This is a genomic window from Janthinobacterium sp. SUN206 (assembly GCF_030587305.1).
In the GTDB taxonomy this organism is placed as follows: domain Bacteria; phylum Pseudomonadota; class Gammaproteobacteria; order Burkholderiales; family Burkholderiaceae_D; genus Janthinobacterium; species Janthinobacterium kumbetense.
In genome coordinates, this window is the sequence record NZ_JAPWIB010000007.1 from 209339 (window position 1) to 225804 (window position 16466).

General features: G+C 62.8%; 17 protein-coding genes. 7 read left to right on the forward strand and 10 right to left on the reverse strand.

Annotated features, from left to right (window positions below):
* Positions 1 to 68: 68 nt before the first annotated feature.
* Positions 69 to 1448 carry a tRNA uridine-5-carboxymethylaminomethyl(34) synthesis GTPase MnmE gene (gene mnmE / locus O3300_RS28130; protein ID WP_099666166.1) on the forward strand — a complete coding sequence of 460 codons (1380 nt, stop codon included), beginning with the start codon at positions 69 to 71 and terminating at the stop codon, positions 1446 to 1448.
* Positions 1449 to 1457: 9 nt separating this feature from the next.
* Positions 1458 to 1757 carry a hypothetical protein gene (locus O3300_RS28135; protein ID WP_251351658.1) on the forward strand — a complete coding sequence of 100 codons (300 nt, stop codon included), beginning with the start codon at positions 1458 to 1460 and terminating at the stop codon, positions 1755 to 1757.
* A 23-nt stretch (positions 1758 to 1780) separates the two neighbouring features.
* Here O3300_RS28135 and O3300_RS28140 read toward each other — a convergent pair whose 3' ends face one another.
* The gene (locus O3300_RS28140) at positions 1781 to 3478 is read right to left on the reverse strand and encodes a M1 family metallopeptidase (RefSeq protein WP_305054729.1); all 1698 of its coding nucleotides are present in this window, start codon (positions 3476 to 3478) and stop codon (positions 1781 to 1783) included.
* Between the two features lie 179 nt (positions 3479 to 3657).
* Between O3300_RS28140 and O3300_RS28145 the strand changes: the two genes are divergently transcribed.
* Positions 3658 to 3858, forward strand: coding sequence for a hypothetical protein (locus O3300_RS28145; RefSeq protein ID WP_077408887.1), 201 nt, complete (start codon positions 3658 to 3660; stop codon positions 3856 to 3858).
* A gap of 9 nt (positions 3859 to 3867) precedes the next feature.
* Here O3300_RS28145 and O3300_RS28150 read toward each other — a convergent pair whose 3' ends face one another.
* Both O3300_RS28150 and O3300_RS28155 read right to left on the reverse strand, forming a co-directional pair.
* On the reverse strand, positions 3868 to 4503 hold the full coding sequence (locus tag O3300_RS28150; protein ID WP_099666169.1) for an Hpt domain-containing protein: 636 nt from the start codon (positions 4501 to 4503) through the stop codon (positions 3868 to 3870).
* 108 nt (positions 4504 to 4611) lie between these two features.
* Positions 4612 to 5565, reverse strand: coding sequence for a CAP domain-containing protein (locus O3300_RS28155; protein ID WP_369812329.1), 954 nt, complete (start codon positions 5563 to 5565; stop codon positions 4612 to 4614).
* Between the two features lie 269 nt (positions 5566 to 5834).
* Between O3300_RS28155 and pssA the strand changes: the two genes are divergently transcribed.
* On the forward strand, positions 5835 to 6575 hold the full coding sequence (gene pssA / locus O3300_RS28160; RefSeq protein WP_305054744.1) for a CDP-diacylglycerol--serine O-phosphatidyltransferase: 741 nt from the start codon (positions 5835 to 5837) through the stop codon (positions 6573 to 6575).
* On the opposite strand, the gene O3300_RS28165 is transcribed toward pssA, so the two are convergent.
* Both O3300_RS28165 and O3300_RS28170 read right to left on the reverse strand, forming a co-directional pair.
* The gene (locus O3300_RS28165) at positions 6572 to 7498 is read right to left on the reverse strand and encodes an aldo/keto reductase family oxidoreductase (RefSeq protein ID WP_305054730.1); all 927 of its coding nucleotides are present in this window, start codon (positions 7496 to 7498) and stop codon (positions 6572 to 6574) included. The two genes, pssA and O3300_RS28165, sit on opposite strands and share 4 nt — an antisense overlap.
* 56 nt (positions 7499 to 7554) lie before the next feature.
* A complete protein-coding gene (locus tag O3300_RS28170; protein WP_218965297.1) occupies positions 7555 to 8118 on the reverse strand; it encodes a TetR/AcrR family transcriptional regulator in 564 nt (187 codons plus the stop codon).
* Positions 8119 to 8348: 230 nt separating this feature from the next.
* On the opposite strand from O3300_RS28170, the gene O3300_RS28175 reads away from it, so the two are divergent.
* Genes O3300_RS28175 through O3300_RS28185 form a run of 3 tightly spaced genes read left to right on the forward strand, consistent with a single transcriptional unit; the run spans position 8349 to position 12279 of the window.
* Positions 8349 to 9041 carry a gluconate 2-dehydrogenase subunit 3 family protein gene (locus tag O3300_RS28175; protein WP_305054731.1) on the forward strand — a complete coding sequence of 231 codons (693 nt, stop codon included), beginning with the start codon at positions 8349 to 8351 and terminating at the stop codon, positions 9039 to 9041.
* 38 nt (positions 9042 to 9079) lie between these two features.
* On the forward strand, positions 9080 to 10867 hold the full coding sequence (locus tag O3300_RS28180; RefSeq protein WP_257218818.1) for a GMC family oxidoreductase: 1788 nt from the start codon (positions 9080 to 9082) through the stop codon (positions 10865 to 10867).
* A gap of 14 nt (positions 10868 to 10881) precedes the next feature.
* Entirely contained in the window at positions 10882 to 12279 is a 1398-nt protein-coding gene (locus O3300_RS28185) for a cytochrome c (protein ID WP_305054732.1), read from the forward strand.
* 70 nt (positions 12280 to 12349) lie between these two features.
* Here O3300_RS28185 and O3300_RS28190 read toward each other — a convergent pair whose 3' ends face one another.
* The 5 genes from O3300_RS28190 to O3300_RS28210 all read right to left on the reverse strand — a co-directional run bounded on the left by O3300_RS28190 (position 12350) and on the right by O3300_RS28210 (position 16461).
* The gene (locus O3300_RS28190) at positions 12350 to 13495 is read right to left on the reverse strand and encodes a D-alanyl-D-alanine carboxypeptidase family protein (RefSeq protein WP_099668326.1); all 1146 of its coding nucleotides are present in this window, start codon (positions 13493 to 13495) and stop codon (positions 12350 to 12352) included.
* A gap of 114 nt (positions 13496 to 13609) precedes the next feature.
* Positions 13610 to 14263, reverse strand: coding sequence for an alpha/beta hydrolase (locus O3300_RS28195; RefSeq protein WP_305054733.1), 654 nt, complete (start codon positions 14261 to 14263; stop codon positions 13610 to 13612).
* A 35-nt stretch (positions 14264 to 14298) separates the two neighbouring features.
* A complete protein-coding gene (locus O3300_RS28200; protein WP_034781335.1) occupies positions 14299 to 14616 on the reverse strand; it encodes a ferredoxin in 318 nt (105 codons plus the stop codon).
* Between the two features lie 40 nt (positions 14617 to 14656).
* Positions 14657 to 15844, reverse strand: coding sequence for a VanZ family protein (locus O3300_RS28205; protein WP_289906929.1), 1188 nt, complete (start codon positions 15842 to 15844; stop codon positions 14657 to 14659).
* Entirely contained in the window at positions 15841 to 16461 is a 621-nt protein-coding gene (locus tag O3300_RS28210) for an ABC-type transport auxiliary lipoprotein family protein (protein WP_305054734.1), read from the reverse strand. Before O3300_RS28210 ends, O3300_RS28205 begins: the two co-directional genes overlap by 4 nt.
* Positions 16462 to 16466: the final 5 nt, after the last annotated feature.

Genomic DNA, 16466 nt, shown 5'->3' on the forward strand with positions numbered 1-16466 from the left:
TGCACCCGGTTTGTCGCTGAAAATAGTGCGGCTCCCGCAGCCTTTCCCGAATAATCTACAATATCCCCATGAAACTCGACTCTTCCCCTATCGCCGCCATCGCCACCGCTCCCGGGCGCGGCGGCATCGGCGTGGTACGCGCCTCCGGCAAAAACCTCGCTCCGTTAATGACGGCCCTGTTCGGCGCGCAGGCGCTGAAACCGCGCCACGCCACCTATTTGCCATTCACGGAAAGCGACGGCGCCATCATCGACCAGGGCATCGCCATCCATTTCAAGGGCCCGCATTCGTACACGGGCGAAGACGTGCTGGAATTGCAGGGCCACGGCGGCCCCGTGGTGCTGCAGCTGCTGCTGGCGCGCGTACTGGAAGCGGGCCGTGACAGCGGCTTGCGCCTGGCCGAACCGGGCGAATTCACGCGTCGCGCGTTTTTGAATGACAAGCTTGATCTGGCGCAAGCCGAAGCCGTGGCCGACCTGATCGACGCCTCCACGGAAGCGGCCGCCAAGTCCGCTTCGCAATCGCTGTCGGGCGCGTTTTCGAACACCATCCACGCGCTGGTCGAACAGGTGACGGGACTGCGCATGCTGGTCGAGGCGACCCTGGACTTCCCGGAAGAGGAAATCGACTTCCTGGAAAAATCGAATGCGCGCGGCCAATTGAAAGCCGTCATCGCAGCGTTGCATAAAGTGTTTGCGCAGGCGGCGCAGGGCGCGCTGCTGCGCGAAGGCCTCAATGTCGTGCTGGCGGGCCAGCCGAACGTGGGCAAATCATCGTTGCTGAACGCGCTGGCGGGCGCCGACGTGGCGATCGTCACGCCGATCGCCGGCACCACGCGCGACAAGGTCAGCGAAACCATCCAGATCGAAGGCATTCCGCTCAACATCATCGACACGGCCGGCATCCGCAGCGCGGGCGACACCATCGACGCCGTCGAGCGCATCGGCATCGAACGCACGTGGGGCGAGATCGGCAAGGCCGATGTGATCCTGCACTTGCTTGACGCAGATCATGGCCCCACCTTGGCCGATGAAACCATCGTCGCCGCCTTCCCCGAGGGCGTGCCGGTGGTGCGCGTGTGGAACAAGATCGACCTGTCGGGCCACAAGCCCAGCGTCGACAGCCTGCCCGACGCCACCCACGTGTATCTGTCCGCGCACGAGCACATCGGCATCGACTTGCTGCGTGCCGAGCTGTTGCGCATCGCCGGCTGGCAGCAGACGGGCGAATCGCTGTACCTGGCGCGCGAACGCCATTTGATCGCGCTCAAATCGGCCGGCAAGCACCTGGACATCGCCGCCGAACACGCGGCGCAGGACGACCAGTCGCTGGACCTGTTTGCGGAAGAACTGCGCCTGGCGCAGGTGCAGCTGTCGAGCATCACGGGCGAGTTTTCGCCTGACGATCTGCTGGGCGTGATCTTCAGCCGTTTCTGCATCGGCAAGTAAGGGCACACGATGAAAATGTTGATCGCTGCCGCGCTGTGCTGCCTGCCCTTGCTGACTCAGGCAGAGGAAAAGCTGCCGCGCGACGTGGTGCAGTTCATTGATCATGCGCAAATGTGCGAACATTTTGCCGGCGAGTGGGATGACAACGACAAGGCGCGCCAGCGCGAGATCACGCAAGCCGTGGCCGCTTTTTGCGGCCAGGCGCAGCGGCAGTGGAAACGGCTGTCCGCCAAGTATGCGGGACAGCCGAAGCTGGAAAAAGTCATTGCCGACAATGCCAATGACGCGGTGCGCAGTTTCCGGAAATAGCGGCCGCCCTGGCTTGCTGCAGCTCAGCTCTTCTTGCGCTTGGCCTGCTCTTCCCTGAATGTCTGGAAGGCTTCGATATGCTCGGCCCGCCGCAGCACGCGCGAGCGCGGGTCGAGCGTGTACGTGGCGCCAGCCGGCAGGGGCAGTTCGCCAAAGCCCAGCGCCATGGAAACGGTATGGATTTCCTTGCCAATACGCACTTCCACCGGCATCAGGAAGGCGAGGTCGGCAGGCGTCTTCCACAGCAGGCGCAGGGTGTCGCCGTCCCGCACGGCGGACAGCTCCGGCAGCGCGGCCTGGTACAGATAGGTCTGGAAAAACCAGTCGTAATTGCTGCCCGTGACTTTGTTGACGATGGCCATGAATTCCTGCGTGCTGCCATAGCGGGGCTGGAACTGGCCCGGCTGCGGCTGTTCCGTGCCGTAGACGAGCAGGCGCACGGCGCGGAAGAAGGCGTCGTCGCCGATCAGGCCGCGCAAGGTGTGCAGCACCAGCGCCCCTTTCACATAAATGTCGCCGCCCGGTCCGCCCTTTTTCAGGTCGTAGACCTCTTCCTCGCTTTTCGGCTTGCCCGAGACCATGGGCGCCTTGTTGACGATGCCGGCGCGCATTTGCTGCAACGCAGCAAAATATTCCTGCTCCCCCCGCAGATATTGCATGTACAGCGGTTGCATGTAGGTGCCGAAACCTTCGTGCAGCCACATATCGTCCCAGTTGCTGTTGGTGAGCTGGTTGCCGAACCATTCGTGCGCAAATTCATGCTGCAGCAGCTCGTCGTAGCCATAGCTGGTCTTGGCGAATTTGTTGCCATAGGCATTGATGGTCTGGTGTTCCATGCCCTTGTGCGGCGTTTCGGCGATGCCGACCTTTTCATCGCCAAACGGGTAGGGGCCGATGACGCTTTCAAAAAAATTGAGCATGGGCGGCAATTCCGCGAACAGGGCGCCCGCCTTGGCTTCGCTTTCCGGCAGATACCAGAATTGCAGGGGGATGCGGTTGCCGTAGCGGCTGGCATACTCGCCCTGCAAGCTGCGGTAGGGCGCCACGTTGAGGGCGATGCCATACGTGCTCGGGTGCTTGGCGCGCCAGTGCCAAGTGCGCCAGCCGTCGGCCTCATCCATGCCAAGCGCGACGCCGTTGCCGGCCGCCACCAGCGGCGCCGGCACCTGGATGTGCTGGTCGATCAGCTGGGCCTTGCCCATCGGGTGGTCGATGCAGGGCCAGAACAGGTCGCAGCCTTCGCCTTGCACGGCGCTGGCGATCCACGGCGCGCCATCGGCCGTGCTCGACCACACCATGCCGCCATCCCACGGCGCCTTCACGGCAACGTGCGGCACGCCGTGGTAGACGACGCGGATGGTGGTGCGCGCGCCGGCCGCGAGGGGGGCCGGCAAGGTCATGCTCAGGCGTCCGTCCGGATTGGCGTAGTCTTGCGGCCGCAGCGCCTTGCCGTCGATTTCGATGGCATCGACGGGCAGGTTGCGGTCCAGGTCCAGCGCGAAGCGCGAGATCGGCTGCGTCGCCAGGAAGGTCAGGCGCGCGTCGCCGGCGATGCTGCGGCTGACCGGGTCGATGCGCAAGGTCAGGTCGGCGTGTTCGAACACCACCGCCAATTGTTCCGGCGTGCGTTCGGCGCCCGAATTGAGGGTGTAGGCGGTGGGCGTGCGCGTGGCGCAGGCGCTGAGCAGCAAGCAGGAGAGCAGCAGGGGGATGTGTTTCATGGCAGGCGCGCAAGTGAACGGAACACCGATTGTAGTGTGAAGTGACAACGTTGTCGTTTGGAAATTTCAAGGCGCCGATGGGGCAAGCGTGGCCGCCGTTGAGAAATGTCATGGGCTTCAAACTGCGCTGACGTAATCTTGCTGAGCGGCCTTGAAGTGCCGCTAGGAAAGGAAGCGCCATGGACAGCAAACAGCCGGATGTCGTGGAATGCGGGGATGAGGTCGTGGCGCGACGATTGCCCGCCATGCCGGAATTGATCGCCACCTTGCCGCCGAAAGGCGCGTGCTGGTACTGCGACAAGCCGCTCGACGCCGTGCGCCGCTTTTGCGGCAAGAGCTGTGGCATGGCTTACGCGGAAGAGGCGCAATACCACCCTTGAGGGGGGCGGCTAGCGGCGCCGCAACAGCGCCGCCAGCGCGCCGTCGTAGTCGAACTCATGCGCGGCAGCCGCCACTTCCTGGTAGACGTGCACGCCCAGGCTGGCCGCCAGCAGGCTGGCCGAGTTTTCCAGGATGTCGATGGCCGCGCCGTCGCCTTCGCGCAGGTGGCTGGCCAGGCGCGCCAGCAGCAGCTGGATGGCGGGCGCGGCCGGATCGGGCGCCACGTCCTGCGCCGCCGTATGGGTCGCCTCCGGCGTGCCCAGCATGCTGCTGACCGCGCCCAGCAATTGATCCTGGGCCAGTTCCAGCTGCAGCATCTGGCGGGCCAGGTCGGGCGCTTGCGCGCGCAGTGCCGACTCCAGCGTCTCCGCCAGGCCGTGCACGTGGTGCGCACCGATCATGCCGGCGGCGCCCTTCAAGGTATGCGCCTTCAGGCGCGCGGAGGCATAGTTGCCCGTGTCGAATTCGGCGCGGATCTGGCACGGCGTGGTGCCGTGGTCATGCAGGAAGCGGCGCAGGATTTTCAGGTACAGGATGCGGTCGCCCATGATGCGGCCCAGTCCGTTCTCGACATCGAGAATGCGGACCATGTCGGATGCCGCGAGGGCGGCATCATCATCGCAAGTGGCGTGTGGTTTCATCATGCCTGGTGTGCAGAGGGCCCCAAAACTTGTCAATTGCATTCATGCAATATCCACTATTTTACATCCAGTTGCCCTCGCTACTGCGTCCGCTTGGCAGACGCTGCCAGACTAACGCGTCGTGAATGACCAGCTGCGCGTGACGCTCGCACCATTGACTTTGCCGATGAAACTCACGTCATAGGTGGTGGCCGCCAGCAGGGGGGCCAGCGGGATGATGGCGGCCACCGAGCGCGATGTATTGACGGCATCGGTTTCCTTGCTGAGCAGGCGTACCGCCAGGTCCGCGCCGGCGCCACGCTGGCGCACGGTGAACGCCGTCACGCTGAGGGTGGCGTCGAAATTCGCATGGACGCTGATGGGGTAGCCGACCACGTCCTGGTTGGGCACGGGATCGGGTTCCTCTTCATTGCTGGCGAAACTGGTGGCGACCTTGGTCTGTCCGTCGAACGGGTAGCTGACGATCTGGCCGGCCGGCAAGCCGGGACCGTAGCGGCTGTTGCCCGCCAGGTCGGTGGTGAAATACGCGTAACCGCTGTTGTTGACGGCCGCACCGGCGCCGCCTTCCTTGAAGACCGGTTCAAAGATGAGGAAGCGGTGATACACGGCCGTGATCAGGTTTTCCGCCATGTAGAAACCGGAATTGGTCGCCATGCCCGCGATGACTTCGCCCCAGACGGAAGTGACGCCATAGCCGGACGCGGTCAGGCGGTCATACAGTGTTTCGCCGGTAAAGCCGGGCTTGCCTTTGACTTGATTGTGCACCACCACATTATTGCTGTTCAGATAATTGGAGTGGCCGAGTGCCGCGTTGTCGATCTGGCTATTGCGCACCAGCGGCGCCAGGCCGATCTGGCTGCGCCGGTAATTGATCCAGTTGAAACCATCGGTGGCGATATTGTTGCTGAGGACGGGAGCGCCCGGCTCCTGTGTCAGCTGCCCGGCCTGGGGCGAGGTGTTCAGCGACGTCTTGCCGCCGTTATCGCCGCCGCCGCAGGCGCTCAGCAGGGCTGCACTCAGCAGGGCGGGTATCCAGTACTTCCAACGCAGTGACGAGACAATCAAGTTGACTCCTGTATAGGTAGGCGGGCAGCGGTGGGGGCCGGCGTGCTGCCCTGTGAAACGATTCTAAGGCATTTTTATGTGCCGTAGAGCATCAATGACAAGATATGTCGCGTGCTCGTGCGCAGACGGTGCCGCAGCTGCACAGGGTAGAATGAGCATAGTGCAGCGTTTGCCGCTGCGTTGCCTCATTTCCGCTACTTTGATTGCCCACAAATTTGAACACATTGCCCAAGTCGCGCCTGCAGCGCGCCAAATACGCCTTGCCCAGCATGGTGACTTTGCTTTCGATAGCCTGCGGTTTTGCCAGCATCGTCATTTCCGTCGATAACGCGACTGTCGGCGACGCGGATGCCTACCGGCTGGCGGCGGCGCTGCTGGTGCTGGCCGGCGTGTTCGACGCGCTCGACGGCTACGTGGCGCGCCTGACGAACACCAGCTCGCAGTTCGGCGTGCAGCTCGATTCCATCGCCGACGTGATGAATTTCGGCTGCGCCCCGGCCGTATTGCTGTACTGCTATGGCTTCGTGCAGATGGGCGTGCACGATCCGCTGCTGCTGCGCTTTGGCGGCATGGCCAGCTTCTTCTTTGTCGCGTGCGGCGCCATGCGCCTGGCGCGCTTCAATGTGAACGTGGGACGGACGGATCCCCTGTATTTCGTCGGCATGCCGATCACGGCCGGGGCCGCCTGCGTGGCGGCCGTCGTGGTGGCCTGGCCGGCACCCATCGATTCCATGCTGCACAGCTATCTGCTGATGCTATTGCTGGTGGGTGTGGGCAGCCTGATGGTGTCGACCTTGCGCTTCCCCAGCTCCAAGCAAAAGAAAAGCCTGGCCGCGCTGCTGGTGCTGATCGTCGCCGTCGCGCTGCTGGTGTGGCTGAAGACCAGCTTCTTCGCGCTGTTCTTCGCCGTCTACATCGGCGCCACCCTGGCGCTCAACCTGGCGTGGCACCTGGGCTGGCGGGGTATTGCGTTGCCGCAAGTCTTCAACGACCCGGACGAGATAGACTAAGCCACCTCGTGCCCGCGCGCGGCGCGCAGGATGGCGAACCAGTCGCTGCGGCTGAGCGAAAATTGCGTGCCTTCCACGGCCACGCCGACGGCTTCGATGCGGCCCGTGCCCGTCAGCGGCAGGGGGCGGCATGGCAGTTGCATGATCCAGGCGAATACCACGCTGGCAAACGGACGCTGCAGTTCATCCGCGATCTGCTTGATGACATTGCGCAAGTTCTCCACATTCGCATCGCCGCCCTGGAACAGCCGCCCGCCCGCCAGCGGCGACCAGATCATCGGCGCCACGCCCACGTCCTGCAAGCCGTCGAAAGTTTCATCGAACAGCGGCGTCACGTGCAGCGGCGAAAATTCCACCTGGTTCGTCACCAGCGGGAAGCGCCGGTGCAGGCATTCGAACTGGTGGCGGCTGAAATTCGACACGCCAAAGTGCAAGACCTTGCCCGCCGCTTGCAATTGCGTGAAGGCGCCGGCGATTTCGTCGAAATCCATCAGCGGGTCGGGGCGGTGGATCAGCAGCAAGTCCAGGCGGTCCGTCTGCAACTGGCGCAAGGTGTGTTCCACGGAACTGGTGATGTGCGCCGCGCTCGTGTCGTAATGATGGATGGCATGGCCGGGACGGTGCGGCGACAGCAGCTTGATGCCGCATTTGCTGACCAGCTCCATCTTGTCGCGCAAGCCCGGCTGCAGGGCCAGCGCTTCGCCGAACAGGCCTTCGGCGCTGTAATCGCCATAGATGTCGGCATGGTCGAAGCTCGATACGCCCAGCGCCAGGCATTGCTCGATGAAGGCCAGGCGTTGCTGCGCAGACATATTCCACTCGCCGATGCGCCACATGCCGGCGACGATGCGCGACAGTTCGGGACCGTTGCTGCTCAAACGGCTGCGCGGCGCTTGCAGGCTGGCGGGAAATACATGGCTCATGGGCTGGCTTTCTGATGGTGGCGTGAGGGGACTCGCCACGATTATAGCCAGCTAATCTAGAGCATGCTGCGGATAAAGCGGCAACACCGTTCCTGCAAGGCCGCATCGAGCTGGCCGCCCAGCTGCATCTGGTACACGAGCGCCGATTGCAGCATGAAGGCGAACAGGCGCAGGTCGAGGTCGGCGCGCACGCCGATGTTGAGCAGGCGCTGCACCACCAGGCTGATCCACGGCGCGACGATCTGCTCGCGAAAGCGCAGTTGCGCCGCCGCATCGTTGTGGATCAGCACAAGTAAATCGCAGGTGAAGCGGCCGTCGGCGTTCAGGTTGTCGAAGATGCGCGCGCAGATCGCCTCGATTTCCTGGCCGTCCGGCATGTCGAGCGCGCGCTGCAGCTTTTCCGCCGTGCGCTTGACGAGCGCGTCGAGCAGCATGTCTTCGCGGCGCGGCCAGCGCCGGTAGATCGTCTGGCGCCCCACGCCGGCAGCGTCGGCCACCATCTGTATCGTCACCGCGTCGAGCCCATGCAGGCGCACCAGCATGACGATCGCTTCCAATACCGCATCTTCCACGCCTGCCTTGCGCGGGCGGCCACGCGCCACTGCCTCTTTTTTGATCACGTCTAACCTGTCTCTGAATGTTTCTTTTAATTATGGTACGATGCGCACCGTAAATGCAAAGCAACTGCTTGTCAATCATCCTGATCAATTAACCGACAGGCAGGTACGCCGCGCCGCGATACTCCAGTCATCTCTACGTGAAATCTGCACTCTCCGCGGCGCGTGTCCGCATTTTCTTTCTGACTTCCACATCCATCACTGTGGCGGCTCGTGCCGCCTGAGGAAAACCTATGAAAATCATCGGGATTTCGCCCCATCGGCGTAACTTCCTGCGCAAGGCCGTCGGCGCCGCGCCTGCCGTGGCCTTGCTGGCCGGCGCCGGCGGCGGTCTGGCCATGGCCGTCTCCAAGGACCAGCCTGCCTACAAACCGCGCTTTTTCGACGCCACCGAATGGGCCACCCTGACGGCGCTGGTCGACCGCCTGATCCCCGCCGACGGCGAAGGGCCGGGCGCGCTGGAATCGGGCGCGCATGAATTCATCGATGCGCAGATGAACACGCCCTACGCGTATGGCGCGCTGTGGTACATGCAGGGACCGTTCGTGCCGTCGATCGAACAGTTCGGCTACCAGTTCCACATGGCGCCGCGCGAGCTGTACAAGAGCGCCCTGGCCGGCGTCAACGCAGCCGTCCATAAACAGTCCGGTAAGCCTTTCGTGCAGCTGAACGGGGCCGAGCGCGACGCCGTCATCACGCAATTGCAAAAGGGGACGTTGGACATCGGCGCAGTGCCCGCCAAAGTCTTCTTCAACCAGCTGCTGCAAAACACGCGCGAAGGTTACTTTTGCGATCCCGTGCACGGCGGCAACAAGGACATGCTGGCCTGGAAGATGGTCGGATTCCCCGGCGCGCGCGCCGACTACATGGATTGGGTGGAACAGTATGGCAAGAAATACCCGCTGCCCCCTGTTTCTATCGCATAAGACTTTTTGTAGCAGATCAAAGAAAAAGAAAAATCATCATGAGTGATATCAAACCAGATGTAAAAATGAAGCCTGTCGATGCCGTGATTGTGGGCTTCGGCTGGACCGGCGCCATCATGGCCAAGGAATTGACAGAAGCGGGCCTGAACGTGGTCGCGCTGGAACGCGGCGAGTACCGCGACACCTATCCCGACGGCGCCTATCCGAAGACCCTCGACGAGCTGACCTACATCCAGCGCAGCAAGCTGTTCCAGGATATGTCGAAAAGCACGTTCACCTTCCGCCACAGCATCACGGGCGTGGCCGTGCCCTACCGCCAGATCGGCGCCTTCAAGCCCGGCACGGGCGTGGGCGGCGCGGGCTTGCACTGGTCAGGCATGCACTGGCGCGTCTTGCCGGAAGAGCTGCAAATCCGCAGCCACTACGAACGCCGCTACGGCAAGAAATTCATCCCCGAAGGCATGACGATCCAGGACTTTGGCGTGACCTACGCCGAGCTGGAGCCGCACTTCGATTTTGTGGAAAAAGTCTTCGGCACCTCGGGCCAGGCATATAAGGTCAACGGCATCGTCGTCGGCGACGGCAATGTGTTCGAGGGCGACCGCTCCGACAATTACGCGCTGGCACCGCAAAAAGTGCCGTACACGGCCGAACTGTTCCGCCGCGCGGCCAAGGCCGTCGGCTACCACCCGTTCGTCAACGCTTCGTCGAACGCGTCCGGTCCGTACACGAATCCGTACGGCTGCCAGATGGGGCCGTGCAACTTCTGCGGCTTCTGCTCCGGCTATGCCTGCTACAACTATTCCAAGGCTTCGCCCAACGTCAACATCATGCCGGCCCTGCGCATGGTGGCCAACTTCGAATTGCGCGCCAACTGCAACGTCGTGCGCATCAACCTCGACGGCAGCAAAAAACGCGCGACGGGCGTGACCTATATCAATGCGGACGGCAAGGCCGTCGAGCAGCCGGCCGACCTGGTCATCGCCAGCGCCTTTGCCTACAACAATGCGCACCTGTTCCTGTTGTCGGGCATCGGCAAGCCATATGACCCCGTCAGCAATGAAGGCGTGGTGGGACGCAACATCGCCTACCAGATGATGTCCACCATCCAGACCTTCTTCAAGGAAGACACGAACACGAACCCCTTCATCGGCGCCGGCGGCACCGGCGTCGCGCTCGATGACTGGAATGGCGACAACTTCGACCATGGCCCGCTGGGTTTTGTGGGCGGCTCGCCCGCCTGGTGCAACCCGGCCGGCTCGAAGCCGATTTCCGGCATCGCCACGCCGGACGGCACGCCCGCCTGGGGTTCGGCCTGGAAAAAGGCCGTCAAGAAGAGCTATTTGAACACGGTCTCCTTCGACTGCCACGGCGCCAACATGACGTATCGCGACTGCTATGTCGACCTCGACCCCACCTACACGGACAAGTATGGCCAGCAATTGCTGCGCTTTACCTTCGACTGGAAGGAAAACGACATCAAGATGAGCCGTTTCGTCACCGACAAGATGATGAAGGTGGCCGAGGCCATGAATCCGGAAGCTATCAAGGTGTCCGTCAAGAACGTGGGCGACCACCTCGACTTGCGCAACTACCAGACCACCCACTGGGCGGGCGGTACGGCCATGGGCGCGGACCGCAAGACCAGTGTCGTCAACCGCTACCTGCAGAGCTGGGACGTGCACAACGTGTTTGCCGTCGGTTCCAGCGTGTTCCCGGTCGGCATCGGCTACAACCCGACGGGCCTCGCCTGCGCGCTGACCTACTGGTCGGCCAAGGCCATCCGCGAGCAATACCTGAAAGATCCCCGTCCCCTGGTCGCTTGATAAAGAACAAGAAGATGAACAACACATTCACCCATACCGTGGGCGCGCTGCTGCTGGCGCTCGCCTCCGGCACTGCCTGGTCCGCCACCACGGCCGCTGCCACCACTCCGAACGCCCAGCTGATACGCCAGGGCGAATACCTGGCCCGTGCGGGCGATTGCATCGCCTGTCATACGGCCGGCACGAAAGGCCGTCCGTTCGCGGGCGGCCTGGGCATGGAAACGCCGATCGGCAAGGTGTATTCCACCAACATCACGCCGGACAAGAAGGCCGGCATCGGCGACTGGAGCTTTGCCGATTTCGACAAGCTGATGCGCACGGGCGTGACCAAGCACGGCTATACCGTGTATCCGGCCATGCCGTATCCGTCGTACTCGCGCCTGAGCGAGGCGGACATGCAGGCGCTGTATGCCTATTTCATGCATGGCGTGAAGGCGGACCCGACACCGAACAAGGCGGCCGACATCCCGTGGCCATTGTCGATGCGTTTCCCCTTGACCATCTGGCGCTGGGCCTTCGCTCCCACGCCGCAGCCGTATAAAACGCCGGTCACGGGCGACGCGCAATTGCTGCGCGGCGCCTACCTGGTGCAGGGCCTGGGCCACTGCGGCGCCTGCCATACGGCGCGCGGCGTGGGCATGCAGGAAAAATCGCTGACGGACGAGGGCAATACCACCTTCCTGGCGGGCGGCGGCGTGATCGACGGCTGGTCCGTGCCCTCGCTGCGCAATGAACACGGCGGCGGTTTGGCGCGCTGGAGCGCGGCGGAGATCGCCGAATTCCTCAAGACGGGCCGCAACAGCCATACGGCCTCGTTCGGCGCCATGAACGACGTGGTGGCCCACTCCATGCAGCACATGACGGATGGCGACCTGGCGGCGATGGCGAAATACCTGAAATCGTTGCCGCCATCGAATCCGGCCACGCCTGCCTTCGTGGCGGACGACAAGCTGGGCAAACAATTGTTCAGCGGCATCGTCAATTCCACGGGCGCGCAGTTGTACCTGGACCGTTGCGCCGGTTGTCACCGTTCCGACGGCAAGGGCTACGACAAGGCTTTCCCTGCGCTGGCCGGCAATGCCGTGCTGCAGACGAACGATCCCACGTCTGCCATCAACATCGTGCTGTCGGGCGGCGCCGTGCCCGCCACGCGCACGGCGCCGTCGGCGCTGACGATGGCGCCGTATGCCGACATCTTCAACGATGAGCAGACCGCCCAGGTGGTGACCTTCATCCAGACCAGCTGGGGCAACCGCGGCACGCCCGTGACGGCGGCGCAGGTGGCCAAGGTGCGCAAGGTGTCCGTGCCGGTGGAGCCATCGCAGACGGAAGCGACATTTGCCGCAGGCCGCCACGGCACCTTCCCGCCCGTGGCGCGCCAGCCGCACTTGAAGGATGCGCCGACGAAGTAATTGACGTAACGCAAGACGAAAAAAATGCCCGCAGCATCTGCGGGCATTTTTTATGGGGGACGCTAACTGCTTATTTCAACCACAGGCGCATCGAATCCCAGGCGCGGCCGAAGATCGTGGCCTGGTTGATGGTTTCCAGTGCAACGACCGGCAGTTCCAGCAGGACCTTGTCGTCGACCATCATTTTCAGTTTGCCGACAGGCGCGTTTTCAGCCAGTGGCGCGACCAGCGGATCCTTGCGTTCCAGCACAGGTTTCATCTTGGCAGCCGTGCCTTTTGGTACGGTGACGAGCACATCGCGGGCGAAACCGATTTTCACGGTGCCTTTCGAGCCCTTCCATACTTCCGGCGTGGCCACTGCCTGGCCTTTCGAGTACAGCTTGACCGTATCGAAGTTCTGGAAGCCCCAGTTCAGCAGCTTCTGGCTTTCCTGCGTGCGGGCCTGGTCCGACGTGGTGCCCAGCACCACGGAGATCAGGCGGCGCTCGCCCGTGCCGCCTGGACGGCGGGCCGAGGCGATCATGCAATAGCCGGCCGCTTCCGTGTGGCCCGTCTTCATGCCGTCCACGGTTGGGTCCAGCCACAGCAGGCGGTTGCGGTTAGGCTGGGTGATCTTGTTGTACGTAAAGCTTTTCACGGAATCGATTTTGTAGAATTCCGGGTAATCGGCGATCACGCGCTTGGCCAGCACGGACAGGTCTTGTGCTGTGGAATAGTTATCTGGGCTAGGCAAGCCATGCGGATTGGCAAAACGCGTGTTTTTCAGACCCATGCGTTGCGCTTCGCGGTTCATCAGCACGACGAAGGTGCCTTCATCGCCGGCAACGGCTTCAGCCAGTGCCACGGCGGCATCGTTACCCGATTGAATCATCAGGCCATGCAGCAAGTCGTCGATCGACACGGGCGTGGCCGGGTCGATGAACATCTTCGAGCTGCTCGAATCGACTTTCCAGGCACGCACGGACACATTCACTTTTTGGTCCAGCGCCAGTTTCTTTTCGCGGATGGCGGCAAACGTCAGGTAAGCCGTCATGATCTTGGTCAACGAAGCCGGCTCGATGCGCGCGTCCGGATCTTGCGAAGCAATGATCTGGCCGCTGGTGGCGTCAAGCAACAGCCAGGACTTGGCGGCGATGGTCGGGGCTGGAACGCTCTGGGCGTAGGCGGCGGAAAAGAACAATACACTGGAGGCCAGTGCCGCTAAAAGTTTTTTCATGGGGCTGGTCTGCGAGAAAAAGATGAAGGCTGAGGGCCATGCTGTTGCTACCTGCATGGCCGCGTGGAAAAAACGGATCAATTATAGCCGTGGAGGCGCTAGTAAGCCCACACTTCAATGATCATCTGCTGCTATTGCGGGTTTGTCACCATGCCACAGGGCAATCACGAGGTTCTTGATGTGATTGAGCTTGCGGTGGAAAAAATGGTCGGCGCCGGGGATCACGATCACGGGAATGTCTTGTGGACGGGCCCAGTCGAAGACGGCGGACAGGGGAATCGTGTCGTCCAGTTCGCCGTGGATCAGGATGGTGTCGGCGGGAATGTCCGCCATGGCCCACTTGCCGGCCGCGCTGCCGATCAGCGCCAGGCGCTCGGCGGGCGTGCCGGCGGCGGCCAGGCGTTCCTGCAGCTTCGATTGCACGAAGGTGCCGAACGAGAAACCGGACAAGGCCACGGGCAAGCCCGGATACAGGCCGCGCATGTGTTCATACAGCAATTGCATGTCGTCCGTCTCTCCCGCGCCATGGTCATGCACGCCTTCGGAAGCACCGATGCCGCGGAAGTTGATGCGCGCCACCACATAACCGAGGGCGACAAACGCGCGAGCCAGGGTTTGCGTGACCTTGTTATCCATCGTGCCGCCGTACAGCGGATGCGGATGGGCAACGAGGGCGATGCCGCGCGGAGTGTCTGCCGGGAAATCGAGCAAGCCTTCCATGCTGCCTGCATGGCCGGCGAGGGTAAATTTTTCCGAGTTTCTGTTCATGATGCTCATACTGGTGGGTATCTCTTAAATTGGCATTAAATCTTGAGGCGTTCGACAATTTTGCCGCCCACCAGGTGCGTATCGATGATTTCATCGATATCGCTGGTGTCGACATAGGTGTACCAGGTCGCTTCCGGGTAGATCACCAGCAGCGGGCCTTCTTCGCAGCGGTCCATGCAGCCGGCCTGGTTGATGCGGATCTTGCCCGCGCCATTCATGTCGAGCTCCTTGATGCGGCGCTTGCAATGCTTTTGCGCCGCTTCCGCGCCATGGTCGCCGCAGCTGTTGCGGCCGTCTTCACGTTTATTCATGCAGAAAAAAACGTGGCGTTCAAAATACGGTGCGTCGCTCATACTATGCTCCTGCTGATTCATCAATGCGCCATGATAACGCTTATGGGTGGTCTTCGCGACGCTGGCGCTGCGCGTCTTCCTGCCGGTTCAGGCGGTGCGAGGGCAGGCACAGGAACCACAGGGCCATGAAGGGCCACAGCAAGGCGAGGAATTGCGCCGCGCCATTGAAGTTGAGGAACTTGCCTTGCACCCAACCTTGCAAGGTCGACATGAAATACGGGTTGATCGGCGTCGTATTCACCATTACCAGGCTCAGCAGCAAGGTGGCGGCCGCGATGCGGCGTTGCGCCACGTGCGGCGCGAACGCCAGGCCGCCCAGCATGATCAGGCCGATCAGGAAACCGCCCTGGGCGCCCGGCGTGATCCAGACGAAGGCGTTTTCCGGCGAAAACAGCAGCGCGCTGGCCATCGAGCGCACGGTCAGGGCGGCGGCGATGAGGATCAGCATCAGCACGGCGCGGGGCGCGGCGCGGCGCAGCAGGCACAGCAAGGTGAGCACGGCGCCCGTCATGCCGCAGGCTGTGATGATGGTTTCTGAAAGCCAATATTGCTCGACAGTTAAGATCACGTCGGGCCGCAGATAGGTGGCCAGGTCGATCTCCATGCCCGCCAGGCGCGACAGCCAGTCCGACAGGATGGGCAGCAGCTGGCCCAGGCCGAACAGATAGCCTTGCGGATAGATTTGCGCCAGCGGCCACAGGGCCACCAGCACCAGGCCCTGGCTGGCGTGCTGGGCAAACCAGCGCTGGCGCAGGCGGTACAAATGGCTATGGTCGAGCAGCTTGCGCGCCGTCAAGGCGCCGATGAGGGAACCGATGAAGCAGCCGGCCGAGTTCGTATAAAAATCCAGGTTTGACGAGACGCGGCTGGGCAAATAGGTTTGCACGGCTTCCATGCTGCCGGAAATCAGCACGCCGCACAGGCTGGCGACGATGACTGCAAAGAAACCTGTGATCCTTGGAAACAGCGAATATACGATCAAGGCGCCCAGCGGGATGTAGCCGACGACGTTGATGCCCACGTCGAAGCCCGTCCAGTAACGGGGCATGCGCGTGTTTTCCAGGAACGTCAGCGGCGACAAGCCATTGCTGTGCCAGCCCGTGAATGGAAACCAGCTGGCGTACACGATCAGGAAGACGTAGGCGAGCAGGGTCGCGCGCGACACGGGCGAGGAGCGGACGGGCGGCAGTGGTGCCGCCGGACTGGCGGGAGAAGCTGGCGCCGTCATTCTTTCGGGATGGTCAGCGTGCCCAACCAGGTCAGCAGGTCGGCGGCGATGGCGTCCGAGGCCGCCGCCAGCGCCTGCGCGCCCCCTTGCGCGTCGGCGCTGCTTGCCGGGCCGCTGCGGCTGAAGGTTTTCTGGTCGATCAGGCGGTGGCCGCGGAACAGCGAGGCGCGCAGCGACACGTGGCCGCTGCTCTGCGTCTGCGTATCGAAGTTTTGCGAAAAATCATCGACGTCGATGCGCAGCAGGGGCATGCCGGCGGCCGCGTCCGTGGTCGACAGCACTTTCACGCCGCTTTGCGCCACGCGCGTCTTCAGGCGCTGGCTCAGCAGCTGCAGCGGCGGCGTGTTCCAGCGGTTGTAGGCGTACGGCCGCGATTGCTGCGCGTCGGCGTACAGCAAGCGGTAATACATGCGCTGGCTGTCCAGCCAGGATGGGCCGTTGGCGTCGGCGATCACCAGCACGGGCACGGCTGGCGTGGCCGGTTGCGCGGCTGCCAACGGCGCGGCCGGGCCGAAATCATAGAAAGTGGGGACGGGGCCGCGGCTGGCGCAGCCGCCGAGCAACAATGCCGTGGCCAGGGTCAGCACGCTGACAGGGGAAAAGCGGGGGAAGTTCATCGTGC